This window comes from Chryseobacterium ginsenosidimutans (assembly GCF_024807225.1).
Taxonomy (GTDB): domain Bacteria; phylum Bacteroidota; class Bacteroidia; order Flavobacteriales; family Weeksellaceae; genus Chryseobacterium; species Chryseobacterium ginsenosidimutans.
Genome location: NZ_JANUCO010000001.1, coordinates 787,743 through 812,176 on the forward strand (window position 1 = coordinate 787,743; position 24,434 = coordinate 812,176).

Annotated in this window: 21 protein-coding genes, 3 tRNA genes, 1 pseudogene and 1 riboswitch; of the genes and pseudogenes, 16 read left to right on the forward strand and 9 right to left on the reverse strand. The window is 35.7% G+C overall.

Annotation, left to right across the window (positions count from 1 at the left end):
* Positions 1-134: 134 nt before the first annotated feature.
* The 12 genes from J3D55_RS03810 to J3D55_RS03865 all read left to right on the forward strand — a co-directional run bounded on the left by J3D55_RS03810 (position 135) and on the right by J3D55_RS03865 (position 12,578).
* Positions 135-410 (forward strand): YHS domain-containing protein, encoded by a 276-nt coding sequence (locus tag J3D55_RS03810; RefSeq protein ID WP_259128086.1) that lies wholly within the window; start codon positions 135-137, stop codon positions 408-410.
* Positions 397-1,077: an SCO family protein gene (locus J3D55_RS03815; protein WP_259128087.1), complete on the forward strand. Its 681-nt coding sequence runs from the start codon at positions 397-399 to the stop codon at positions 1,075-1,077. Before J3D55_RS03810 ends, J3D55_RS03815 begins: the two co-directional genes overlap by 14 nt.
* A 116-nt stretch (positions 1,078-1,193) precedes the next feature.
* On the forward strand, positions 1,194-1,868 hold the full coding sequence (locus J3D55_RS03820; protein WP_259128088.1) for a superoxide dismutase: 675 nt from the start codon (positions 1,194-1,196) through the stop codon (positions 1,866-1,868).
* Positions 1,869-1,871: 3 nt separating this feature from the next.
* Positions 1,872-2,240: a hypothetical protein gene (locus J3D55_RS03825; protein ID WP_259128089.1), complete on the forward strand. Its 369-nt coding sequence runs from the start codon at positions 1,872-1,874 to the stop codon at positions 2,238-2,240.
* A 248-nt stretch (positions 2,241-2,488) separates the two neighbouring features.
* Positions 2,489-3,316, forward strand: a complete 828-nt coding sequence (locus tag J3D55_RS03830) for an MbnP family protein (protein WP_259128092.1) — start codon at positions 2,489-2,491, stop codon at positions 3,314-3,316.
* Positions 3,309-4,352: a cytochrome-c peroxidase gene (locus J3D55_RS03835; RefSeq protein ID WP_259135027.1), complete on the forward strand. Its 1,044-nt coding sequence runs from the start codon at positions 3,309-3,311 to the stop codon at positions 4,350-4,352. Before J3D55_RS03830 ends, J3D55_RS03835 begins: the two co-directional genes overlap by 8 nt.
* A gap of 12 nt (positions 4,353-4,364) precedes the next feature.
* Positions 4,365-5,306, forward strand: a complete 942-nt coding sequence (locus J3D55_RS03840) for a transporter (protein ID WP_259128093.1) — start codon at positions 4,365-4,367, stop codon at positions 5,304-5,306.
* A gap of 284 nt (positions 5,307-5,590) precedes the next feature.
* Positions 5,591-5,776, forward strand: a riboswitch (cobalamin riboswitch).
* Between the two features lie 112 nt (positions 5,777-5,888).
* Positions 5,889-7,910, forward strand: coding sequence for a TonB-dependent receptor plug domain-containing protein (locus tag J3D55_RS03845; protein ID WP_259128096.1), 2,022 nt, complete (start codon positions 5,889-5,891; stop codon positions 7,908-7,910).
* Positions 7,907-9,043 (forward strand): YncE family protein, encoded by a 1,137-nt coding sequence (locus J3D55_RS03850; protein WP_259128097.1) that lies wholly within the window; start codon positions 7,907-7,909, stop codon positions 9,041-9,043. Before J3D55_RS03845 ends, J3D55_RS03850 begins: the two co-directional genes overlap by 4 nt.
* A gap of 13 nt (positions 9,044-9,056) precedes the next feature.
* Positions 9,057-10,253, forward strand: a complete 1,197-nt coding sequence (locus J3D55_RS03855; RefSeq protein ID WP_259128098.1) for a cell surface protein — start codon at positions 9,057-9,059, stop codon at positions 10,251-10,253.
* A gap of 32 nt (positions 10,254-10,285) precedes the next feature.
* The gene (locus tag J3D55_RS03860; RefSeq protein ID WP_259128100.1) at positions 10,286-11,077 is read left to right on the forward strand and encodes a hypothetical protein; all 792 of its coding nucleotides are present in this window, start codon (positions 10,286-10,288) and stop codon (positions 11,075-11,077) included.
* A complete protein-coding gene (locus J3D55_RS03865) occupies positions 11,031-12,578 on the forward strand; it encodes a T9SS type A sorting domain-containing protein (protein WP_259128101.1) in 1,548 nt (515 codons plus the stop codon). Before J3D55_RS03860 ends, J3D55_RS03865 begins: the two co-directional genes overlap by 47 nt.
* Positions 12,579-12,640: 62 nt before the next feature.
* On the opposite strand, the gene J3D55_RS03870 is transcribed toward J3D55_RS03865, so the two are convergent.
* The 8 genes from J3D55_RS03870 to J3D55_RS03905 all read right to left on the reverse strand — a co-directional run bounded on the left by J3D55_RS03870 (position 12,641) and on the right by J3D55_RS03905 (position 17,476).
* Positions 12,641-13,837, reverse strand: coding sequence for an MFS transporter (locus J3D55_RS03870; RefSeq protein ID WP_259128102.1), 1,197 nt, complete (start codon positions 13,835-13,837; stop codon positions 12,641-12,643).
* Between the two features lie 52 nt (positions 13,838-13,889).
* A complete protein-coding gene (locus tag J3D55_RS03875; protein ID WP_259128103.1) occupies positions 13,890-14,543 on the reverse strand; it encodes a FadR/GntR family transcriptional regulator in 654 nt (217 codons plus the stop codon).
* A gap of 197 nt (positions 14,544-14,740) precedes the next feature.
* Positions 14,741-14,812: transfer RNA gene (locus J3D55_RS03880), tRNA-Glu, on the reverse strand.
* A 97-nt stretch (positions 14,813-14,909) separates the two neighbouring features.
* Positions 14,910-14,981: transfer RNA gene (locus J3D55_RS03885), tRNA-Glu, on the reverse strand.
* Positions 14,982-14,992: 11 nt separating this feature from the next.
* Positions 14,993-15,247, reverse strand: coding sequence for a 30S ribosomal protein S20 (gene rpsT / locus J3D55_RS03890; RefSeq protein ID WP_259128104.1), 255 nt, complete (start codon positions 15,245-15,247; stop codon positions 14,993-14,995).
* 67 nt (positions 15,248-15,314) lie between these two features.
* Positions 15,315-15,635 (reverse strand): hypothetical protein, encoded by a 321-nt coding sequence (locus tag J3D55_RS03895; RefSeq protein WP_259128105.1) that lies wholly within the window; start codon positions 15,633-15,635, stop codon positions 15,315-15,317.
* A gap of 423 nt (positions 15,636-16,058) precedes the next feature.
* Positions 16,059-16,133, reverse strand: a tRNA-Glu gene (locus tag J3D55_RS03900).
* A 56-nt stretch (positions 16,134-16,189) separates the two neighbouring features.
* Positions 16,190-17,476 (reverse strand): N-acetylmuramoyl-L-alanine amidase family protein, encoded by a 1,287-nt coding sequence (locus J3D55_RS03905; RefSeq protein ID WP_259128106.1) that lies wholly within the window; start codon positions 17,474-17,476, stop codon positions 16,190-16,192.
* A gap of 65 nt (positions 17,477-17,541) precedes the next feature.
* On the opposite strand from J3D55_RS03905, the gene J3D55_RS03910 reads away from it, so the two are divergent.
* The 3 genes from J3D55_RS03910 (at position 17,542) to J3D55_RS03920 (ending at position 21,030) form a co-directional block, all read left to right on the forward strand.
* Positions 17,542-20,130 carry a putative LPS assembly protein LptD gene (locus J3D55_RS03910; protein WP_259128107.1) on the forward strand — a complete coding sequence of 863 codons (2,589 nt, stop codon included), beginning with the start codon at positions 17,542-17,544 and terminating at the stop codon, positions 20,128-20,130.
* A 67-nt stretch (positions 20,131-20,197) separates the two neighbouring features.
* Positions 20,198-20,578 (forward strand): RidA family protein, encoded by a 381-nt coding sequence (locus J3D55_RS03915; protein ID WP_047401234.1) that lies wholly within the window; start codon positions 20,198-20,200, stop codon positions 20,576-20,578.
* Positions 20,578-21,030: a hypothetical protein gene (locus J3D55_RS03920; protein ID WP_259128137.1), complete on the forward strand. Its 453-nt coding sequence runs from the start codon at positions 20,578-20,580 to the stop codon at positions 21,028-21,030. Before J3D55_RS03915 ends, J3D55_RS03920 begins: the two co-directional genes overlap by 1 nt.
* 63 nt (positions 21,031-21,093) lie before the next feature.
* Here the strand turns inward: J3D55_RS03920 and J3D55_RS03925 are convergent.
* Positions 21,094-22,627 (reverse strand): annotated as a pseudogene (locus J3D55_RS03925) (trypsin-like peptidase domain-containing protein).
* A 433-nt stretch (positions 22,628-23,060) separates the two neighbouring features.
* Here J3D55_RS03925 and trhO point away from each other — a divergent pair.
* Positions 23,061-24,422 (forward strand): oxygen-dependent tRNA uridine(34) hydroxylase TrhO, encoded by a 1,362-nt coding sequence (gene trhO, locus J3D55_RS03930; protein ID WP_259128138.1) that lies wholly within the window; start codon positions 23,061-23,063, stop codon positions 24,420-24,422.
* The last annotated feature ends 12 nt before the right edge of the window (positions 24,423-24,434 follow it).

The window sequence follows — 24,434 nt, forward strand, 5'->3', positions numbered from 1 at the left end:
AACGAAAAAGGGTTCTGTATTTTAGAAATCCTAGCGAACGTTGCGTTTAAAATAAAAATAGTTCAATATTAAGTTTAGTTTAAAAAATCAATCCATTTTCATTCAATACGAATATTAATTTCAATTTAAATAAAATGAAATCAAAAATTATTTTAACGGCATTACTATCCGTTTCCTTAATGGCTTGTGCTCAGGAAACGCCTAAAGTAAAGCATAAAAAGAGTACTGCAGCTTCAAAATCAAATATCAAAAAAGTGAAATTTGCCAATGCAGAAGATCCAATTTGTCATATGCCGACAGAAAGCGATATGAAAGACACAGCAGTTTATAAAAACAAAACGTACGGTTTTTGCAGTGTTTACTGTAAAGACGAATTCAAAAAAGATCCTGAGAAATATGTCCAAAAATAAGAAGACCAACAATACAAAGAGTAAAGTAATTATTCCGATTGCGATTATTGCGTTGCTTTTCTTGGGTATCGGTGTCGGAATGGGATATTTCAAAAAGAATCTTTATACCGTGATGAAAGTTCCGGATTTTGAACTTACCGATCAGAATAATAAAAAAATCACCAATAAAGATATGCTTGGAAAAGTGTATCTGGTTGAGTTTTTCTTCAGCAGATGTCCTACGATTTGTCCGGTGATGAACACGAATATGAGAGCGATCGAGGATGAAATCAACAATCCCGAATTCGGAATAATTTCCATAAGCATCGATCCCGAAAATGATACTCCGGAATTGTTGAAAGAACATGCCAAAAAAATTGGTGCGAAGTCTCCGAATTGGCATTTTTTAACGGGAAGGAGAGATTACATTGGTAAAATTGCAGATCAGTTCAATATTTATGTGGGAGATAAAGAAGACGAAAGCGAAAGTCTTAATCACAGCGGAATGATCGCGCTTGTCGACCAGGACGGAAATATCCGTTGCAGATATAACAAAGAGAATATGCCGATTCTGTACTATTCAGGATTGAATTACGAAGACGCAGAAGGAAAAACTCCGAAACTGACAGGGAAATACCATCCCGACAGAGAAATATTAATTGAAGATATTAAGAAATTGTTGAAATAAAAAGGTTGGAAGATAGAAGTCAGAAGAAGGAAGTTATTAACAGAGTTATAGTAAACTTCCAGCCTCCAACTCCTATCTTCCCACCAAATAATAAACCACACAAAAAACAAAACGTTATGAAGATTTTGAAAGTAGCTGCTTTAAGTGCAGTATTTGCGGCGCAGTTTGCGTTTGGACAGTTTAAGCAGACGGCTTTACCTTATGCTTACAATGCGTTGGAAGGCAATATCGATGCGCAGACAATGGAAATTCATTATACGAAACATGCGGCGGCGTATGTGGCTAATTTGAATAAGGCGATTGCGGGAACGCCACAGGAAAAGCAGACCTTGTTTCAGATTATGTCGAATGTTTCTAAGCTAAGTCCGGCTATCAGAAATAATGCGGGAGGTCACTACAACCACGAATTGTTCTGGACGGTTCTTACACCTGAAAAAAATACGCAGCCATCGGCAAAATTAGCAAAAGCGATCACTGAAACTTTCGGAAGTATGGATGCTTTCAAAGAAAAAATGGCTAAAGCTGGAGCAGATCGTTTCGGTTCCGGTTGGGCTTGGTTGTCTGTGGATAAAAGCGGAAAACTATTCGTTTCATCGACTCCGAATCAGGATAATCCATTGATGGATGTTGTGGAAGAAAAAGGGACACCTATTTTCGGAATTGATGTTTGGGAACACGCGTATTACCTGAAATATCAGAACAAAAGAGCAGATTATTTAGCTGCCATCTGGAACGTAACCAACTGGAAAGAAATCAGCAGAAGATACGAAGAAGCGACCAGCAAAAAATAATTTATGAACTTCATTTGCAGCATATTCCTCACTTTATTTGTGGTATTCAGACCTCTGATTCCCTTGGTGGAATATGCTGTAAATTATGAGTATATCTCCGAAGTTTTGTGTATCAACAAAAGCAATCCGGAGCTTCACTGTAACGGAAAATGTTACCTGAGCAAAGAAATTGCTAAAACCAATGATACCGATTCTTCCCCTTTAAATAAAACAAAAAATTCAGGACAGAAATTACTCGATATTTATATTCTTCCTGACGTTACAGAAATCCGAAATACAGAGAAAATTTCTTTTTTTGATTTCAAGTTTATGTACAAAACAGATTATTCTTTTCTGTTTTTAAATCCCATTTTCAGACCACCGGTTTTTTAAGTTATTTTTTTTAATCTTGTTTTAACTGTAAAAGTTTTGCATTTGTTTTAAAATTAACATGTAGTTGTCATTCCGCAGGAATCTCGGCAAACATTTTCACGTAATAATTTTTAAAACTCCGCTTAGATTCCTACCAGAATGACAAAGTGAGCGCTTGATGCTGTGCAAACTTTTACAGTTTAAAAAATTGAATATTTTACTATTCAATCACTATTTCTATTTAAAAATTTCAACTTAAAAAATCAACAATGAAAATCTATAAATTTTTATCATTATTCCTTATTGCCTTTACTTTTTTCACTTTTACCTCTTGCCGAAATAACGACGAAGACGATTCATCACCTGAAACAACCGGAAATCTTCAGATCAAATTTGAAAACGGATTTAATAATCTCGGAGATATTGTTTTAAATCAAACCACTCAAACATCTTCACAAGGTCAGAAACATCAGTTTTCGAATATAAAATATGTGATCAGCAACATCAGTTTGATTGACGAAAACGGTAACGAATTCAAATACAACGAAAATAATCCCGACAAAGGAGCTTTCATTATCGATCAAGCGGATGCAGTCGCAGGAATTAATTATGTTAATCTGAATGAAGTTCCGAAAAACAATTATAAAAAGATAAAATTCGGATTCGGAATCAGCCAGAATGCTTATCTGTTGGGACAAGACGGACAGGCAGAATTCTGGAATAAAGCCAAACAAAAAGGAATGACGTGGTCTTGGGCTGCAGGTTATGTTTTCGTAAAACTCGAAGGAAAATACGGTACAAATTCTCCCGATACAGAATTCATGAATCACACCGGAAATATGGGAAATGTGGTGGCAAACGGAACACCAGATCTTTACCGAGAAATTACGTTGAACCTTCCTATAACGGCAAGAGTAACGAATCAAATTACGCCATCCATTCATATTTTGGTAGATTTTAATCAGTATTTAAGTGGCGATACACCGCTTATTTTGAATTCTACGAATGATATGATGATGGGGTCAAGTCAGCATTTGGTAGATATGACGAATAACCTGACGAAAATGTTTAAAGTAGACCATGTTCACAATGATTAAGATGTTTAAAATAGGTTTAATTCTTTTAGTATTCTTAAGTTTTGTCTCTTGTTCCGATGAGGTGATGGAACCGTTGGAAAAAGATAAGGTTTATAATCTCTCGTTTCCGTCGTACTTTCCGGAAATGACTTTCGATACTTCGGGAAATCCTGTTACCAAAAACGGAGTAGAGTTAGGACGAAAATTATTCTATGAAGGTCGACTTTCACGAAATAATACAATTTCCTGTGGATTCTGCCACATTCAGGAAAACGCATTTACGCATCACGGTCACACCGTGAGTCATGGAGTTGATGACAGGATTGGAATTCGTAACGCTCCGGCGATTCAGAATATGGCTTTTCTAAAGCGATATATGTGGGATGGAGTGATTCATAATCTGAATGAACAGCCGATTATTCCGATAACCAATGAAGACGAGATGGATAGTTCGATGCCGGAAGTAATCTCAAAATTAAGTTCGGATTCTAAGTATAAAAAGTTATTCAAATCAGCTTACGGAGATGAAAATATGACGGGAGATAGAGTATTGAAAGCATTATCACAATTTATGGTAACGATGATTTCTGCAGATTCTAAGTATGATCGAGTTAAGCAAGGAAGAGAAAATTTTTCATCAGAAGAAGCAAAAGGGATGAATTTATTTCAGCAGAAATGTGCTTCTTGTCACAGCGGAGAATTATTTACGGATGAAAGTTTCAGAAATACCGGAATGTATTACAACACGCAATTTAAAGATGCAGGACGTTATCGAGTGACACTTGATCAAAGCGATTGGATGAAATTTCGTGTGCCAAGTTTACGAAATGTAGAATATACAGCGCCTTACATGCACGACGGAAGATTTTACAGTTTGGAAGCTGTACTTAATTTCTATTCAGATAACGTAGAAGACAATCCGAATCTTGATCCGCAATTGAATCAAAACGGACACGTCGGAATTGCAATGAATACTCAGGAAAAACAATTTATTATCGCATTTTTGAGAACATTGTCCGACAAGAATTTTATCTCTAATCCAAAATTTGCAGAATAATTTTTAGTTAACATGAAGAAAATATTTTTAATCATAAGTCTGATTTTGATTAATTTAAATCAGGCTAAAACAATTAATGACAGTCTTTACATTCCGAATGATTTTCATGCGATCGTTTTTGATGATTGTGATGCTTGCGGATGTGCTGCAGGAAACGGTTCATCCGGTTTTGAATCTTTATTAAATCCACAATTTATCGGAATTAAATATTTTGCCCAATATTACAAAGCAAAAGAAAATTTATTCGTAAAAGATTTAACGCAGGATCAATATTTCAATACGATTCAGCTTTGGGGTAAAATTCCTTTGACTAAAAAACTGAGTGTCTATGCGAGTTTGCCATTTCATTTTCATGAAAAGAAAACGTTGCAGGGGGATATTAGAATCAATGGAATCGGAGATTTAAACTTAATGGGAATTTACCAATTGTTGAATTCACAAGACAATATTCATCAGTTAAATGGAGGAATTGGTGTAAAAGTTCCATTGGGGAAATTTGATGATAAGGGAATTTCGGGTGTCAATCCGAGTTTTCAGATGGGAACGGGAAGTTGGGATTATCAGATGGTTTTAAATTATAAATTTCAGAAAAATAAACTAGCTGTTCTCCTCAATACAGATTACACGATTAAAACCGAAAACAAAAAACAGTACCATTTCGGAAATCAATGGAATTATACAGCAACAGGTTTTTATCAGATTTTATCCAATGAAAAAGTAATTTTCTCCGGAAAAGCAGGTTTGCAGGGAGAAGTTTATGACAGGAATAAACAATTTGATGAGGTTTTGCCCAACACAGCCGGAAGTGCTTTATACGGAAAGCTGGGTTTTGAAGCTTCTTATAAAAAGTTCAGTCTGGGAAGTGAGATCATGCTTCCTGCGTATTCCAATTTGGCGGGAGGTGATATTGAAGCGAAATCTCGTTTCAGTGTTTTCCTGAATGTTGGGATTTAAGTAAGAATTTTGTTTTTTAACGCAAAGTTTTTGTTTAACTCTAATAACTTTAAGGGAGCAAAGTTTCTGACAGCAAGCTGTCTGATTAAGCTGTCTGATTAAGCTGACTGTAAACGTTCGCTTCTTCAAATCAATTTTAATTGATTCATTCTTTGCTTCCTAAAATATTGTCAAGAGAAAATAAAACTTTGCGTCAAAAAAATACATTTTCTCAAATCAAAAAATAAATTTATTTAATTGAAAATCATAGAATTAAATTCAATTTTGATTCTATGATTTATTTTCTATCTTTGCCGAAATCTGGTGAGCCATAAAAAGCGCTTAAAAGGGAATCCGGTGAAAATCCGGAACAGACCCGCTGCTGTAAGCTCCACAAAACAAGTTTTTGAAGATAATATCCACTGTTTTTTAATGGGAAGGATTTCAAAAATGGAGTAAGTCAGAAGACCTGCCAGAAGATTTAACGTTTGACGCTTTCGTGGAATAAAGCTTTAGGACATCATTGATTCTGTGCAGTTTACAGCTGTGCTTAGTCGCTGTATTCTTATATCCATTAGCGTCATCATTATTCTAAATGAGCTAATGGTGACAACATTTTTTACATCTCAACTTCAGAAGGTTGTTTTCACAGTTTTTGTGTTAACGGCTACGCTTATATTCTCACAATCCAGAAAAGATACGATTAAGGAACAGACAATTGTGACCGTTAATGTCAAGAAGAAAAATTTTAAAGAAATTCTTCCTGCACAGGTTTTGTCGGGTGAAGAGCTGGAGAGGCTCAACAGTCAGTCGGTTGCTGATGCATTGAGGTATTTTTCCGGAATTCAGATCAAAGATTACGGAGGAATTGGTGGGTTGAAAACGATCAATATCCGAAGCATGGGAAGTCAGCACGTCGGGGTTTTTTATGACGGAATCCAGATTGGGAATGCTCAAAACGGAGTGGTGGATTTGGGGAGATATTCATTGGATGATCTGGAGGAAATTTCTCTCTACAACGGACAAAAAAGTGAAATTTTCCAACCCGCAAAGGATTTCGGTTCTTCGGGTTCTATTTATCTGCAGCCGAAAGTTCCAAGTTTTAAAGGAAATCGTAAAACAAATTTAGTCGTAAGATTTAAAAATAGTTCTATTGATCTGTTTGATCCTTCTTTTCGATTGGAACAGAAAATTTCAAAAAATATTTCAGCAAGCTTTAGTTCAGAATTTATTCAGAGTGATGGTATTTACAAATATCGTTATAAGAAAAAATATCCCGACGGAGACGTTGCTTATGATACAATTGCCAAAAGATTAGATTCTGATATTCGTGCAAAACGTTTTGAAACGAGTTTAAATGGAACACTCAATAACGGAAGTTGGAATTTGAGAGGATACGGTTATATGTCAGATCGTGGAATTCCTGCAGCAATTGTCAACAACCGTTTTGATGGAAGAGGAGAAAGACAGACCGACGAAAATTTCTTTGTTCAGGGAAGTTTTAAGAAAAAAATATTTCCAAAACTGGAAACTCAGATTAAGGCCAAATTCGCGTACGATTACACGCATTATATTGATACAGTTTCATCCATAAAAATTCAGAATCAGTATATTCAACGGGAACTGTATGTATCTAGCTCCAATTTATTTTCTATTACTTCTGATTGGGATGTCAGCGCGAGTGTAGATTTTCAATATAATAATCTGGATGCGGATTTGGTTAATTTTTCTTACCCGACACGGTATACAACGTTGGCTGCTTTTGCGACGACGTATCAATGGAGACGTCTTAAATTCCTGGGAAGTGTTTTGGGAACTTTTGTTTCGGAAGAGGTGGAAAAAAATACAAAATCACCGGACAAAACAGAATGGACGCCTTCAGCTTTTCTGAGTTATCAGCCTTTTGCAGGAAAAGATTTTACGGTAAGAGCTTTCTATAAAAGAATTTTCAGGATGCCGACTTTCAATGATCTGTATTATACGATGATCGGAAATACTTCTTTGAAACCCGAATTTACCAATCAGTATAATCTTGGTTTTGCTTATTCTAAAGGTTTTTCAGGCTCTGTTTTACAAAGAATTTCGGCTAAAGTTGATGGTTATTTTAATAAAGTTGAAGATAAAATCATCGCCGCTCCGAACGGAAGTATGTTCCGATGGACGATGCTGAATCTTGGGGAAGTTGAAATTCTCGGAACAGACATCAATCTTCAGGCTGATTTTCTTTTTGGGAATGTTAAAATCCGTCCGTTAATAAGTTATACTTTTCAGCGAGCAAGAGATTTTTCCGACAGGGAAGAATCGTATTTCGGACATCAGATTCCTTACACGCCTTGGCATAGCGGATCTTTTTCGTTGATGTCTGATTACAAAGACTGGAGTTTCAATTACAGTTTTATCTATGTTGGTGAGCGCTATGATGTGAATCAGAATAATATCCAATATAATTACATTCAGCCTTGGTATACACACGATTTGTCGGTTCAAAGAAAAATAAAATGGAAAGAGCATCAGTTCAAGGCCAGTTTTGAGGTTAATAATATTTTCAATCAATATTATGATGTGGTACTGAATTATCCGATGCCGGGAAGAACTTTTAAACTCATTGTAAGCTTTACATTATGAAAAAATTAAACTTTTATCTTCTGATTGGTGTACTGTTTTCATTGATTTCGTGCAGAACGGATGAATATATTACCCGTGAAGAAACCGAAACAGGACTTACACAGCCTGAAAATACGGCTATCAAAGGATTTTACCTTTTAAATGAAGGAAATATGGGAAGCAATAAAGCTACCCTTGATTTCTTTGACTATACGACAGGAACGTATCACCGGAATATTTATGCTGAAATTAATCCGAATGTGGTGAAAGAGCTTGGAGACGTTGGAAATGACATTCAGATCTATGGAAATAAATTATATGCCGTCATTAATGTCTCCAATAAAATTGAAGTGTTGGATGCAAAAACGGCTAAAAGAATTAAAACCATTAATCTTGAAAATTGCCGTTATATCACCTTTAAAAACGGAAAAGCCTATGCTTCAAGTTATGCAGGTCCGGTTGCTTTAGATCCGAATGCACCGCTGGGAAAAGTGGTTGAGATTGATACGGCTTCTTTAACGATTCAAAGAACGGCGGTTGTCGGTTATCAGCCGGAAGAAATGGAAATTGTAGGAAATCAGTTATTCGTCGCCAATTCCGGAGGGTATAAGTTTCCGAATTACGATAAAACGGTTTCTGTGGTTGACTTAAATTCTTTTACGGAGACTAAGAAAATTGACGTTGCCATTAATCTTCACAGGATTAAAAAAGATAATTACGGCGATCTGTATGTAAGCTCAAGAGGTGATTATTATACGGTTCCTTCAAGTTTATTTTTGGTTGATGCGGCTACAGGATTGGTGAAAAAAGATTTTCATATTTCGGTAAGTGAAATGACGATCGTGAATGACAAGCTCTATTATTACGGAAACGAATTCAACTATAATACCCATGCTTACACAAAATCTTTCGGAATTATTGATGTAAAAACCGAACAGATTATCTCTAATAAAATCATCGATCAGGAATATGTTGATGCCATCAAAACGCCTTACGGAATTGCGGTGAATCCTATTACGGAAGATATTTATATTACCGATGCGAGAAATTATGTTTCAACCGGATATGTCTATTGTTTTGATAAAAACGGACATTTCAAATGGAAAACCGAAGGCGGAAATATCCCTGCACACTTCACTTTTTTGTATAAATAAATCAAATTAAAAAATGGAAAGAAACATTTTAAAAATTATAAAAACAACACTTTTTTCAGTCATTCTATGGGGAACAATTGGCTGTAAAAGTGACAGAGATGAAGACGATTCTGCTTTTAAAGGCTTGGAAGAATCTTATACAATCGATCGTTTCAAGGTCTTAAATATCGATCCGAAAACAGGTGGAAACTTTATATGGAGCATCAATGATTCTATTATTTCTCAGGATTCTCAACTGGATTTTATCAGTCCTGTTGTGAAAACATATCCTTTAACTTTAAAAATGGAGGTAAACGGAACTGTAAAAACGTATAATTCTAAAATTATAGTGAAGCAGGAAACGGGAACGTACAGCAAATATATTTCTAATGTTTTCGATTTCCGTCCCGCAGTCGGACAATTCATCAACGAAATTCCTGAATACGAAAACGGAGATACTTTTACTAAAATGCTTCAGAAAGCTAAAGAATCTTTGGTCGGCGGAAATTCTTCAATGCTGACTTTAGGAGGTTTCGGAGGATATGTAGTTTTCGGTTTCGATCACACAATTCCGAATATGAACGGAAGAGATTTTAAAATTTTAGGAAATGCTTTTTGGGGAAATGATGCAAGTCAGCCACGTTCAGGATCTTGCGAACCGGGAATTATCATGGTTGCCTATGACAGAAATAAAAACGGGAAACCGGATGACAACGAATGGTACGAAATCGCAGGAAGCGAATATTTCAAAAATACAACCGTAAAAGATTATAGTATAACATACTTCAAACCCAATGAAAATAAACCTCCCGTTCCGGGAAGTGAGTTTTGGGAAACTGATGCAGAGTATATAAAATGGCAGGACAATCTGGGGAATTTAGGATTTAAAACAAAAAACACCTTCCATGCGCAAAGTTACTATCCAATGTGGCTAAGCGATACTTCTTACAGTTTTACCGGAACAAAACTGATGAACAATTATTTTGATCAGAGCGGAACGGGATCTTATTGGGTAGGGAAATCTTATGATTTCGGATATGCAGACAATGCTCCGAACAACGATGAAGCTTCTAATATTGATATTTCTTGGGCAGTCGACAGAAACGGAAAATATGTGAAACTTCCGGGAATCGATTTTGTAAAAGTTTATACAGGAACCAATCAGGAAGCGGGCTGGTTGGGCGAAGTTTCTACGGAAGTTGCAGGAGCTTACGATTTATATCTTAATTAAAAATCAACAATAATAAATAGTTATCATTAAAAATGAAAAAGTTTTATCTTTTAACAATGCTTTTTCTGTTTGCATTTTTTACGAATGCGCAGATAAAAGTGCAGGGATTTCCCCGAAATGACCTTCAGCTGAAATCTTCCCCGAAGAATCAGTCGGCTAAAAACATTACAACGACCGTTAATTTTTCTGATATCCAATATTGGGTAGGAACAGGAAGTAATGAAGCGGCTTTTGTCGTGCAGTGGAATGACGGTAAAAATGCTGATGCTCTAGTTTGGGGTTTCAGATGGAACGGAACGGCGACAGGTGAAGATATGTTGAAAGCAATTGCAACGGCAGATCACAGATTTTATTCATTGCTTTATCAGGGAACAGGACCTTACGGAACAGCGATCGGTGGTTTCGGTTTTGATCTTAACGGAACAGGAACAAACGCCCTTTACAAAAGCGGAAACGTAACCTATCCTTATTATCCGGTAAGCGGAATTGTAAACACAAGTTCTTATGATTTTGATGATTACACGGCTGCAGATACCAATGATCACTGGTCTTCAGGATGGACAACCAACGGATATTGGTCTTACTGGGTAAAAGATCCTACAGATCCTGATTTCGGATATTCGGGAGTGGGAGCAACAAGCAGAACTTTGGTAAATGGTTCTTATGATGTCTGGAATTTTTCGGCAGGATTTGCAGATACTCCGATTTCTTCAACAATGACTCCGGTTTCGCCGTATGTTGCGTCATCAAACTTTACCAACGGATATTTTATGGTGAATGAAGAATGGTTCGGTCATACCAACGGTTTCTGTGAATTTTATTGATAATAACGGAAACGTAAATTACAGAGTTTACAGCAATGCCAATGCTAATCAAGCTTTCGGAGCGACAACTCAATACGGAACGATTTATGGAGATAAATTTTATTTCATTTCTAAACAAGCTGCAGATGGTGGAGATACACAATATACTCCTGGAGGAAGATTAGTCGTTGCCAATGCGCAAACCATGCAGAAAATTGCAGGATTCAATAATATAGGTGGCGGAGACGGAAGATCTTTTGTCGGAGTTAATGAACACAAAGGGTATATCGGAGCTTCCAACGGAATTTATACTTTTAATATTGATAATTTGCAGGTCGGAACTTTAATTCCTACAACAGGAGGAGGAAGCCAATACGCAGGACAGATTGGAAACATGATCAGAACTTCTCAATATGTTTTTGCCGTGAAGCAAGCTGCAGGAGTTTTAGTGATTAATCCGAATACAGATACGGTTGTTACTACGATTGCGGGTTCTTTTCATTCTATTGTTCAGGCGAAAGACGGAAGTGTTTGGGCGATTCAGGATCAAAAATTAGTTAAAATTAATCCTACGACTTTTACTACGACAGTTTACAATATCCCTACTACAAAATATATCGGAGCTTGGGGAGCTTGGAATGCAGGAAGTTTAACGGCAAGTAGTCAAAACAATACATTATACTGGATCAATTCTATCAGTAGTTTTGTTTCCGGAACTCAGATTGTGAAATTTGACGTAACTTCGGGCACTTTTAATGAAACTTTTGCCGCTATTCCGGGACAAACAGGGACTTATAAGCAAATTCCTTACGGTGCAGCGTTAAGAGTAAATCCTGTTACCGATGAATTGATTTTAAATACAACAGAAAGCGGTTACGGAGCACATTATCAAAATAACTGGATTCATACATTTAATAATACAGGAACTTTGACAAACACGATAAAATTAAACGATTATTACTGGTTTCCGGCAATTGCTGTGTTTCCGGATAATACCGTTCCTGTGATAAATAATACGCTTCCAACGCAGGTAAGTGCAAATTCTGTTACGACAATTGATCTAAAAACCGTAACTTCAGATACAGATAATCTTGCTGCGGCAATTGTAAAGTCTGTAAAATCAAACAGCAATCCATCAGCGGTTTCGGCAACGATTACTACAAATGATGAATTGGTTATTACGCCGATAGGAAACGGAACTGCAAGTATTGTGGTAAGTTTCAATTCTAACGGCAAGGTTGTTGATAAAACGTTATCAATAACAAGCTCGACTTCAGTACTGGCAACAGCTGAGGTTAAAAAATTAGAATTCAGTATTTACCCTAATCCGGTGACTGATATTCTTAACATTCGAACTCAGGAGAAGGTTTTAAACGTTTCTGTGTACGATATGTCTGGTAAATTGGTGAATGCGCAGTTCAGTAATGGACAGGTAAATGTAAGTATGCTTCCGAAAGGAGTGTATATTTTAATTGCAAAAACTGAGAAAGCAGTCTATCAGCAGAAATTGATTAAAAACTAATCTTTAGTAGCATATCCAAATTTTGTTTAGCCCCCACCTTTTGCCTTTGGTGGGGGCTTTTTTTATTTTTTAAGGTTGGGTAAAAATGCGGTGATGATTCCCATTAACGGTAGAAATGCACAGATTTTAAATACATATTCGATACTTGTATCATCCGCGACGGCTCCCAAAACAGCAGATCCGATTCCGCCCATTCCGAACATAAATCCGAAGAATAATCCTGCCACCAATCCTATTTTGTTAGGCAAAAGATCGGTCGCAAAAACCAAGATGGCTGAGAATGCCGAAGCAATGATTAATCCTATTAAAACAGCAAATGTAATCGTCCAGAACAACGATAGATAGGGTAAGAACAAGGTAAATGGTGCAGCTCCTAAAATGGAAATCCAAATAATTTTCTTTCTGCCGTATTTATCCCCTAATTTCCCGCCTAGGATCGTTCCAACGGCAACAGCTGCTAAAAACATGAATAAATACAGTTGAGAATCTTTTACCGAAACGTGAAATTTATCAATCAAAAAGAAGGTAAAATAATTCGTCATGGAAGCCAGATAAATATATTTTGAGAAAACCAAAGCCAATAAAATCGTAACTGAAAAAATGACTTTTCTACGAGATAATTGAATATTAATAACATCACTCGGATGCTTCGCTAATTTTTTTAAATTTAATCTTTCCGCATACCAATTTCCGATTCTCCATAGAACGATAATCCCTATAAATGCTGCAATCGCAAATAAACCAACATACCCTTGACCTAATGGAAGGATAATTAGAGCCACCAATAAAGGTCCGATTGCACTTCCCGAATTTCCTCCTACCTGAAAGATAGATTGCGCCAAACCTTTTTGTCCGCCAGATGCCAATTGGGCAACTCTCGATGCTTCAGGATGAAAAATCGATGATCCCATTCCGATTAACCCGACAGCAATAAGAATTACGTAATATTGATGAGCGGCAGCCAATAATAATAAACCTGCCATCGATAATCCCATTCCGATCGAGAGCGATCTGGGATTTGGTTTCTTGTCAGTATAAATTCCTACAAATGGCTGTAAAATTGAGGCGGTAAGTTGAAATACCAAAGTGATAATACCGATTTGGGCGAAAGATAAACGGAATTCACCTTTCAAAATCGGATACAATGAAGGAATGGTAGACTGGATCAAATCATTCAGGAAATGTGAAAAACTGATCATAAATAAGATAGGGTAAACAATTTTCGTACTGTCAATTGTTTTTGTTGCGATATTTTCCATAGTAATTTATAATTCATCATATCATCTGATGAATTTTGTTAAAGTTTATATTTTAATAAATCCGATCAACAATTTGCTGAGCGATAATGGCAGCATTTTCTGCATCTTTATTTTCGATAGCCAAATAAAGACGATTGTGAATATCCTGAGAATCTTTGAAAGATTCTGTATCAGTATGACTGTTTTCAAAAGATCTTAAGATATGGGAACTTGCTACTTTATAGATTTCTTTCAGAAGAATATTTCCGCAAGCTTCAGCGATGGCAACGTGAAAATTAATATCAGCGTGATAACATTCTAAGATTTTGTTTTCCTCAGCCAGTCTGTTTCTCAGATCCAAATACAGTTTTATATTTTTTAATTGCTCCTTACTACGGAAGAAAGCCGCTTTTGCCGCGATTTTTGAATCAAGAAGAGAACGTACTTCCTGTACATCTCCAATTTGCGCTTTATCCATCTGTGATTCCAAAGATTCCTGCATATTTTTCGAAACTACAAAAGTTCCCAATCCTTGATGTACATTCAATACCCCTTTAATGGAAAGTATTTTTATCGCTTCGCGGATACTGGAACGTCCGACACCATAGATCTTCATTAATTCAGGTTCTGTCGGCAGTTTTTCACCAACAGGATAATCATTATTGAGGATTCCTTCAATTAATCTGTCCGCTACTTCCTGCGCTAAAGTTTTTCTTTGAATCTGCATTGTATTAAATACATCATATCATCTGATGAATTACAAAGGTATGCATTTTTAATTTAACTTGATTAATAAACTTCTTTTAAATAGATTTTCCTTTAGTAGTGTGTGTTTACAATGAATTTAGGAGTAATAAAAAGCGAACTAAATCACTATTAAGAGAAATAAAAAAAGAGATCCAAAAAAATTGAATCTCTTTTAAGTAGCCCGTAGGGGAGTCGAACCCCTCTTACCAGAATGAAAATCTGAGGTCCTAACCGATAGACGAACGGGCCATCTACCATAGCTGTAATTGCTTACAGGGTTAGTATTTTGTTTTTATAAGTTTACAACTCTTATTTTAATTACCCGGTTAGTAGTAATTAAGTTTTGTAGCCCGTAGGGGAGTCGAACCCCTCTTACCAGAATGAAAATCTGAGGTCCTAACCGATAGACGAACGGGCCAACTATACTTATTAAGCTAGTTTATTAACGTGCTTAGTTAATTTGCTTTTTAAGTTAGCCGCTTTGTTTTTGTGGATAATATTTTTCTTAGCTAATTTATCCAACAAAGAGATAACTTTTGGCAATTGCTCTGAAGCAGCAGCTTTATCTTCTTCATTTCTTAACACCTTCAATGCTGTTCTTGCAGTCTTGTGGTAGTATCTGTTACGAAGCTTTCTTACTTCGTTTTGTCTAATTCTCTTTAATGCTGATTTATGATTTGCCATATCGTTCAAATGTGAGTGCAAAAGTATAAACTTTTTTTTTATCTACCAAATTTATTTTTAGAATTTTTTAATTTTCTTCTGATAAATATTTTCGTAGTTTATCTATTGCCTGTTCTATTTTAATATTCTCTTCTTCTCTTTCTAATTTTTTGATGGTGCTCGCAAGCATTACCATCGCATTGTTCCATTCCCCAGTGGTATTGGTGAAGGTAAGTCCGTCAATCGTTACTTCAAAAGCGACCCTCTCTCCGGTCCTGTCAAGTCTGAAACTTATTTTATCATCTCTGCCTGTAATCCCATCTTCATTGATTTTTAAATCGTAACTTTTTGGGTTAGAGTGGATTTTCTTAAAAAGCAATTTCGCTTCCTGTATTTTTAAATCCAACATGATATAAATTTGTACCTAATGTAAGAGAATTTAATTGTTTTTCAAAGTACCATGAATAAAGAAGATCGATATTGTTGATGCCAAAACTTTATTTTATGAAACTTTAATAAACGATGCTCTCCGTTTTAGGAGGTGCAAATATAATATTTTTTTCTTTTAATTAAAATTTTATGATAATTTTTAGATACTTTTTTCTGAAAATTTCCCAAATCTGAAGCCAACCAAACAATTACAAGAGCTTTTTTATATTTTACAACCATAAAATTGATCTTTTTTACAGGGGGCAAAATCTAATATTATTGAACTTTTAGAATTTTTTTTAACAGAATTAAGATATAAAACGCTACAATCGATAAGAAATATTTGAAAATAAAAAAAGCCCTGCAGAGAGGGCTTTTTAAGGTATATGAAATACACTAAATTTGGTAGTCTATAGGAGAATCGAACTCCTGTTGCAAGGATGAAAACCTTGAGTCCTGACCACTAGACGAATAGACCAAATTTTGAGGTTGCAAAAGTAATAATTAACTTTTTAACTTCAAAATTATTTTTGATTATTTAAAAACTTTTTGAATTACCGAATTCTTAATTCCTTTAGCTTCAAGGTCTTTCTGAAGCTTCACGGCATCCTCCAAACTGTACACTTTTCCATAAGTATAATAGAAAACGCCATCTTCTTTGTTTCTTTCGGCATCTTTTAGGGTTTGTAGTACGAATGAATTTCCGTTCAGTTTTTCTCCTACATATACTTCGATCGTGTAGTAACCCGTGCTCAGTTTTTGATTCGGCATGAAACCTACAGCATATGCATTTCTGAATCCGGCATCTTTGGCTGTTTTAATATTAATATCTCTTACAGAACCAAGATTGGTTACTCCGTAGTAATATTTGTAGAGTCCGTTTTCTTTAAGAGGTAAAATATAATTCAAACCTTTTAAAGCAGGATCTCCGTCGTTATACTTCGTTGGAGAGCTTAATAATAAAATTCTGAAATCGTTCTTTAAAGCCACTTCTGCCAATCTATCTGGTTCAGGCTTTTTTACGATTACCGGACTTCCCGATTTTCTGTCAATTGCTTTTTTGTAATCAATGATAGCCTGATAAATACTCTCTGAAATCTCATCCTGACCTTTTTCCGAAGCCAGATAATGACTTTCTTCAGGATGATTGATGAATCCGGTTTCAATAAGTACCGAAGGCATCGCATTCATACGAAGAACGTGCAGGTTTTTCTGAAATACACCTCTCGAAGATCTTTTATCTTTATTCACAAAGTTATCTTCCACCAAACCTCCCAAAAGAAGACTGGATTCCAGATATTTGCTTTGCTGAAGTTTTAAGGCAATTAAAGATTCCGGAGAACCAGCATCATAAGATCCGAAGGTCTGCTTATCTTTTTCATCCAGGAAAATCACGTCATTTTCTCTTTTTGCCACCTCAAGATTGGTGTCATTCTGATCGGGACCTTGTACGTAAGTTTCCGTTCCGTAAGCTGTAGGTCTTTTTGAAGAATTACAGTGGATGGACACAAAAAGGTCGGCTTTGCTTCTGTTCGCCAAGTTCGTTCTGTCGGAAAGTGAAGGGTATTCGTCTATCTTTCGGGTATAAATTACTTTAAAATCTTTGTTTTTTTCTAGCATTGCCCCAACTTTCAGGGTAATAGCAAGGGTGACATCTTTCTCCGCGATCCTTCCGATGTCTGCATAACTTCTGTTAGCTCCATGATCACTTCCTCCGTGTCCAGCGTCTAAAACAACGGTTAATTTCTTTTGCGAAAAAATAAAGTTGCTAAATAGAATGAGGAGAAATGATAAAATTATTTTAAAATTTACTTTGTACATCTTACAGTTTTAAAAATTATATTAATTTTGAGCCTTAATTGTATACAATAAATATAAACAAAAAATTGGTCAAAACCGTCTCCAAAAATATATTACAAATTTTAATTATCCTAATTTTTAACAATTTTTTAGCACAAGAAACTTCTAAAGAATTACCTAAAAATGTGGCTAATGATACTATTTCCAAAAAGGATACCATAGTATTGAAAAAAGAATCGCTGGAAGATATTCTTCAGACAAAAGCTGATTTTCAACGTAGAGATTTCCAGAAAAAGATGATTTATCTGAACAAAAATGCTCAGGTAAAGTATCAGGATCTTCAGATTGATGCAGATTATATCTCCATCGACGAACAAAAAAATCTGATGTACGCTCGTGGAAAACAAGATTCTTTAGGAAAAATTATAGAACCTGTAATTACAATTCAGGCGGGTAAAACATATGAAACGACAGAGTTTCAATATAACACCAAAACCAAACAGGCGATCGCATTTAATGCCAGAACGGAGGAAAGTGAAGGAGTTATTGTAGCCAATAAAACAAAGAAATATAGTGATTCTGTCTTTGCCATGAGACAGGCAGATTATACAACGGATGATTATTATATTAAGAAAAAGGATACGGCAGCCGATTATTTTTTAAGAGCTAATTATCTTAAATTAATTAAAACTAAAAATAAATCGTCCATCGTTTCCGGACCTATTCAGTTGTATATTGAGCAGGTTCCGACTCCTTTGATTATGCCTTTTGCTATTTTACCTTTTTCAAGTAAGAGAGCTGCAGGTATTTTGATTCCGAGTTTCGGGGAAAGACAGGATGTAGGTTTCTTCCTGAACGGATTGGGGTATTATCAGCCGATCGGGGAACATTTTGATTTAAAGATTCTTACCGATATTTATACCAAAGGAAGTTTTAATTTCAGACCTGAAATGAACTATATAAAGAAATACCGCTACTCCGGGAATTTCTCTGCAGATATAGGAACTGCGGTTCGTGGGATCAAAGGGTTGGATGATTACGGAAAAACAAGTACCTACAGAATTGCGTGGAGACATACGCAGGATACAAAGGCAAATCCTTTCCTTAATTTCTCTGCTTCAGTAGATGTGGTAAGTACAAAATTCTATAATAATACCCTGAATAACAATTATATTTTAAATCAAAACGTATTAAATACCCAGCAAAACTCAACGGTAACGATTACGAAAAGATTTTTGAAACTGCCTGCAACGATTACGGGAACGGCTTCTTATTCTCAGAATTTTGCAACGGGATTATCCGATCTTCGTTTGCCGCAGATGAATGTTGCGATCAATCAGTTTTATTTATTTAAATCAAAAACTGGTGTTAGAAGCGGATTGTTGGAAAATCTTACGGTAAATACAGGGCTTAATTTAACAAACTTTGTGCAAACCGACGAAGGTGAACTTTTCAAAAAGGCAATGTGGGATAAACTACAAACCGGTTTGAAAAATAATATTGCTTTAGGTACCAATACAACGGTTGCGAAATATTTTACGTTCAGTTTAGGAGCTAATATTGATAATGCTTTAACGACAAAAACGGTAGACAAATTTTACGATCCTATTCAGAATAAAGTTGTTACGCAAACCGACAAAGGGATTTCTGGATATTCTACATTTTCAAGTACAGCAAGTATTCAGACGACATTATATGGTATGCTGAACTTTAAAAAAGGTTCTGCGGTTGAAGCAATCCGACATATGATGACACCAAGTATCGGTTTTACGTATTCACCTGATTTTGGTGGTTCCGGTTTTGGGTATTACAAAAATTATTATGATGCAAACGGTGCTTTAACGCCTTATTCAATTTTTGAAGGAGGTATCATCGGAAGCCCTTCAAGTGGAATGGTAGGTGCTTTAGGTTTCAATATCGGAAACAATATTGAAATGAAAGTAAAGTCTAAAAGCGATTCTACAGGTGTGAAAAAGGTAAAACTTTTTGAATCTTTAAATCTTTCCGGAAGTTACAACTTTGCTGCAAAAGATCATCCTTGGTCAATCGTGACGATCAATGGACAGTCTTCTTTCTTCAATAATAAATTAAGCGTAAACACAAGTGTTTCTTTAGATCCGTATAAAATTATCTATCTTCCGGGACAGGAAACGGGAATCAGAACGGAAGAATTCGGGCATTTCAGTGTTCAGGGATTCAATGTTCAGATGTCTTATCCTTTAAGCAGCGAAATATTTGGCGAAAAAACAGATTATGCTAAAAAATACAAATCGAAAGGAGAGGTAAGGAATGAAAATTATTATTTTGATGATGATAATTACGCTCATTTCGATCAGGCCTGGACGTTGAATGTGAATGCCAATTATGCCTACACAAGAAGTACAGCTTCAAGAACGCCGACAAAACTGGCTTCAGTTGGGTTGGATGGAAGTCTTAAATTAACACCTTACTGGAATATCAACGGAAGTACGCATTACGACATGGTGACGAGAGAATTGGCGTATACAAGAATCGGTTTTGCGAGAGATCAGCGAAGTTTTACGATCAATTTCAACTGGGTTCCGTTTGGTCAGTATAAAGTGTATGACTTCTTTATCGGTATCAAAGCCAATATCTTAAGTGATGCCATTAAGTATAAAGACAGAAGTTTCACACAACCCAATGCGCCTTTCTAATATCGGATTGATATTTGATTATAGAAATAGAATATAAATTTTATATTTGCACCCAAAATAAATTCTAATGAAAAAAATAATCAACACTGTTAATGCTCCTGCAGCTATCGGACCTTATTCACAAGCCAACATGGCAAATGGTGTATTGTACATCTCCGGTCAGATCCCTGTAGATCCTGCAACGGGTAAATTGGTGGAAGGAATTGAAAAAGAAACGCATCAGGTAATGAAAAACCTAGAAGCGATCCTTACAGAAGCAGGAATGACTTTTAAAAATGTTGTGAAAGCTACGATCTTCCTTAAAAGTATGGATGATTTTGCTGTAATGAATGATATTTATGCTTCTTATTTGGATGCAGAAAGCTTTCCGGCTCGTGAAACGGTACAGGTTTCTTGCCTGCCGAAAAATGTTGATATCGAAATCTCTATGATCGCACATCAGGATTAATGAACTTTATAAGAAATACACTTGCGGCTATTATAGGTCTCGGAATTGCCGGCCTTATCATTACTCTTGGTATAAGAGTATTTCCGCAATGGGTTACTTTCGACGCTTTTGCTCCGTTTGAGCATTGGCAAAGGTTTCTTCAAAGCATGCAGCATAACGATGCCTTTTTTGGCTTCCTGTTGTTTATTTCCGGATTAGGAACTACTGTGGGAGGTGTGGTAACGGCTATTATCGTTAAATATGCTAAAGTGGCTTATGCTATTCTTATCGGCTTCATCATGTTGTTTATAGCCATGTTGGACGTTATTGTTTTTCCTTATCATCCAACGTTTTATAAAATCTCTATTTTCCTTACTTTCTTCCCTTTTGCGTGGATGGGAGGTAAGATTGTAGAAGTCATTTATGAACGGAAAAAGAAAAGAAGAATCGCTGAAAAAATGAATAAATCATAAATAAAAAACGCTGCAATTTGCAGCGTTTTTCGTTACTATGAAAAGTGAAGTTTAGTTCTTCAATTAAGGCATTTTAAAACCTCTTTGATAACCTCTTCCATAGTCGTCCAGATATTTTATTTGTACTGTTCCGGAGAATTTATTCAGTAAGTTTTCCACATCTTTTTGAGAATTTACAGGTTTACCATTGATTTCAGTAATAATATAGCCATCTACAATACCTGCTTTAGCCATTTCGCTTCCTTCCATAACATTTTTGGCTACAGCTCCGCTATTGACTCCATAATACGCTTTCGTTTTATCATCTATACTTTGGAATTCTGCCCCGATTTTTTCAGTTACACTAAGGTCTGCCTTTGTTCTTGTAGCAGTTCCGCCTTTTTGATCTCTTAAAGTAACAGTAGTTGTAGCATCTTTACCGTTTCTAGAATAAGTAACCTGAACTTTATCTCCAGGACGTTTGCTTCCTACAGCCATAGAAAGATCTGCAAAATCTGTAATTGCTATATTATCAATTTTAGTGATAACATCTCCCAGTTTCAGACCTGCATCTTCAGCACCGCTGCTTTCTCCAAATCCTGTTACATATATTCCGGAACCAGCTTTAATATTTGTATTCTTTTGCTTGTTGTAAGCTGCAACCAACTGGTCATCTGATAAATCTAATGAAGTTACCCCCAAGAAACCTCTCTGTACAATACCGAAATTCTTGATGTCCTCAACAATTTTTCTTGCCAGATTCGCAGGAACAGCAAATCCGTAACCTTGATAATAACCTGTTGTTGATTGAATGGCAGAGTTGATACCAATAAGATCTCCGTTGGTATTTACCAAAGCTCCTCCTGAGTTTCCAGGATTAATCGCTGCATCGGTCTGAATAAAGCTTTCAATCGGGTTGGTTGCTTTTCCTTGTCCACCCAAAATTCCGATTCCTCTTCCTTTTGCGGAAACAATTCCTGCTGTTACGGTAGAATTTAATCCAAGCGGATTTCCTACGGCAAGAACCCATTGTCCGACTTCAATATTATCAGAATTGGCAAAATTTAAATAAGGCAATCCTTTTTCTTCAATTTTTAATAATGAAATATCCGTATTCGGGTCAGTTCCTATTAGGGTTGCGATATAAGATTTTTTATTGCTTAAAACAACTTCAAGTTTATTTGCTCCTGCCACAACGTGGTTATTTGAAATAATATAACCATCCGGCGAAATAATAACACCCGATCCCATTCCTGAAGGCATATTATCCGGCACTTGCTGCTGTTGCTGTCTTTGTCTTTGCTGCCCTTTTCCTCCAAACGGATCTCCAAAGAAGAAATCAAACATATCCTGTTCCGAAGCTCTGCTCGTCGTTCGCGATTGGTAATTTTTAATCGTTACTACAGCCGGAAACTGTCGTTTTAGCTGCTTTTACAAAATCATCGCCCACTGCTGCAGAATTCATTCCTGCAAAAGAAACATTTGAAGCTTTCGTAAAGTATGATTGATCTCCGTTGTTGGATTCATGATTGAAATATTGTAATGCTCCAACGGTAGTAGCTCCGGACATAATGCCTACTACTGCAAATGGTAATAGTTTTTTTAAAGTACTCTTCATTGTATCTTTCTTTGTTATTTATTATGTTGTATTTTTTTTCGTTTTATTGAAAACAAATTTAATGCTAAATAGGTAGGCAATTGGTATGGATTGTTTCATTTTTAACTAAATTTTAACAACAATAGGAATAATTTATGTATTAAGCCATAATTGTTAAAGTCTCAATTAACAAACCTTAAAAATTTATTAAAGACAATATGACATATAGATGGTTGAATTGTCATGAAAGTTAAATGTAGTAAATTAATTTTATCTGAAGTAGCCATCCTTGTCAAAGTTCAAAAACCTTGACAAGGATTAGAATTAAATTAAAAGGTGAATCACCAATTATCAATCCAATTCACTTATTTACCGTGATTTTATTCATAAAAACCCATATTTGAAAAATTCTTATCTTTGCAAAAATATTTTTCTCACTTAAAACGTTTATAGCATGCAACTGTATAACACCTTAAGCGCAGAAGAAAGAGCTCAACTTATTGATGAAGCTGGTAAGGAACGCCTTACATTGTCTTTCTATGCGTATGCCAAAATTCAAGATCCCAAAAAATTTCGCGACGAATTATTTATAACCTGGAATGCACTCGATGCGCTCGGTCGTATCTATGTTGCCCATGAAGGAATTAATGCTCAGATGAGTATTCCTGCGGATCAGTTTGAAGCATTTCGCGACACGTTAGAAGTTTACGATTTCATGAAAGGTATTCGTTTAAATGTAGCGGTAGAGCAAGACGATCATTCTTTTTTAAAGTTAACAATAAAAGTACGACATAAAATTGTTGCCGATGGTTTGAATGACGAAACTTTTGATGTTACCAACAAAGGAATTCATTTAAAAGCGCAGGAATTTAATAACTTACTGGAAGATCCGAATACAATTGTAGTGGATTTCAGAAATCATTACGAAAGTGAAGTCGGTCATTTTGAAGGGGCAATTACTCCGGATGTAGAAAATTTCAGAGAAAGTTTACCGATTATCAACGAACAGTTACAGGATTTTAAAGAAGATAAAAATCTGTTAATGTATTGTACAGGCGGAATTCGTTGTGAAAAAGCGAGTGCTTACTTTAAACATCAAGGTTTTAAAAACGTTTTTCAATTGGAAGGCGGAATTATTGAATATACACGCCAAATTAAGGAAGAAAATATCGAAAGCAAATTCATTGGGAAGAACTTTGTATTTGATCATCGATTGGGCGAAAGAATTACAGATGATATTATTGCGCAATGCCACCAATGCGGAAAGCCTTGCGATAACCATACGAATTGTGCCAATGATGCTTGTCATTTATTGTTTATTCAATGTGATGAGTGTAAAGCAACGATGGAAAATACTTGTTCTACAGAATGTTTTGATATCATACATTTACCTTGGGAGGAGCAGGTTGCCTTAAGAAAAGGGTTGCAGGTTGGTAATAAAGTGTTCAGAAAAGGAAAATCTGAAGCATTGAAATTTAAAAATTCCGGAGATCTTTCAACTCAGACTTTAGCGAAAGCTGCAGCTGTTGAAACCAAAGATATTCGTCAGAAAATAAAGGTTAAAAAAGTTTTGATCGGAAAGGCAGAACACTATTATACAAAATCGAAAATCGCACAGTTTTTAATTGAAAACAAAGAAATTTCAATAGGAGATAAGGTGTTAATTTCTGGTCCTACAACCGGTGAACAGGAAATTACAATTACCGAAATTTTCGCCAATGGAGGACCTTGTGAAACGGCAAAAATAGGAGATCAGATTACTTTTGAACTTCCATTTAAAGTTCGTTCATCAGACAAATTATATAAAATTTTTTAAGCTGAAAATACA

Bases quoted from the DNA above. Each gene is read 5' to 3' on its own strand.
- J3D55_RS03810 (WP_259128086.1), top strand. From the start codon at position 135: ATGAAATCAAAAATTATTTTAACGGCATTACTATCCGTTTCCTTAATG.
- J3D55_RS03815 (WP_259128087.1), top strand. From the start codon at position 397: ATGTCCAAAAATAAGAAGACCAACAATACAAAGAGTAAAGTAATTATT.
- J3D55_RS03820 (WP_259128088.1), top strand. From the start codon at position 1,194: ATGAAGATTTTGAAAGTAGCTGCTTTAAGTGCAGTATTTGCGGCGCAG.
- J3D55_RS03825 (WP_259128089.1), top strand. From the start codon at position 1,872: ATGAACTTCATTTGCAGCATATTCCTCACTTTATTTGTGGTATTCAGA.
- J3D55_RS03830 (WP_259128092.1), top strand. From the start codon at position 2,489: ATGAAAATCTATAAATTTTTATCATTATTCCTTATTGCCTTTACTTTT.
- J3D55_RS03835 (WP_259135027.1), top strand. From the start codon at position 3,309: ATGATTAAGATGTTTAAAATAGGTTTAATTCTTTTAGTATTCTTAAGT.
- J3D55_RS03840 (WP_259128093.1), top strand. From the start codon at position 4,365: ATGAAGAAAATATTTTTAATCATAAGTCTGATTTTGATTAATTTAAAT.
- J3D55_RS03845 (WP_259128096.1), top strand. From the start codon at position 5,889: ATGGTGACAACATTTTTTACATCTCAACTTCAGAAGGTTGTTTTCACA.
- J3D55_RS03850 (WP_259128097.1), top strand. From the start codon at position 7,907: ATGAAAAAATTAAACTTTTATCTTCTGATTGGTGTACTGTTTTCATTG.
- J3D55_RS03855 (WP_259128098.1), top strand. From the start codon at position 9,057: ATGGAAAGAAACATTTTAAAAATTATAAAAACAACACTTTTTTCAGTC.
- J3D55_RS03860 (WP_259128100.1), top strand. From the start codon at position 10,286: ATGAAAAAGTTTTATCTTTTAACAATGCTTTTTCTGTTTGCATTTTTT.
- J3D55_RS03865 (WP_259128101.1), top strand. From the start codon at position 11,031: ATGAAGAATGGTTCGGTCATACCAACGGTTTCTGTGAATTTTATTGAT.
- J3D55_RS03870 (WP_259128102.1), bottom strand. From the start codon at position 13,837: ATGGAAAATATCGCAACAAAAACAATTGACAGTACGAAAATTGTTTAC.
- J3D55_RS03875 (WP_259128103.1), bottom strand. From the start codon at position 14,543: ATGCAGATTCAAAGAAAAACTTTAGCGCAGGAAGTAGCGGACAGATTA.
- rpsT (WP_259128104.1), bottom strand. From the start codon at position 15,247: ATGGCAAATCATAAATCAGCATTAAAGAGAATTAGACAAAACGAAGTA.
- J3D55_RS03895 (WP_259128105.1), bottom strand. From the start codon at position 15,635: ATGTTGGATTTAAAAATACAGGAAGCGAAATTGCTTTTTAAGAAAATC.
- J3D55_RS03905 (WP_259128106.1), bottom strand. From the start codon at position 17,476: ATGTACAAAGTAAATTTTAAAATAATTTTATCATTTCTCCTCATTCTA.
- J3D55_RS03915 (WP_047401234.1), top strand. From the start codon at position 20,198: ATGAAAAAAATAATCAACACTGTTAATGCTCCTGCAGCTATCGGACCT.
- J3D55_RS03920 (WP_259128137.1), top strand. From the start codon at position 20,578: ATGAACTTTATAAGAAATACACTTGCGGCTATTATAGGTCTCGGAATT.
- trhO (WP_259128138.1), top strand. From the start codon at position 23,061: ATGCAACTGTATAACACCTTAAGCGCAGAAGAAAGAGCTCAACTTATT.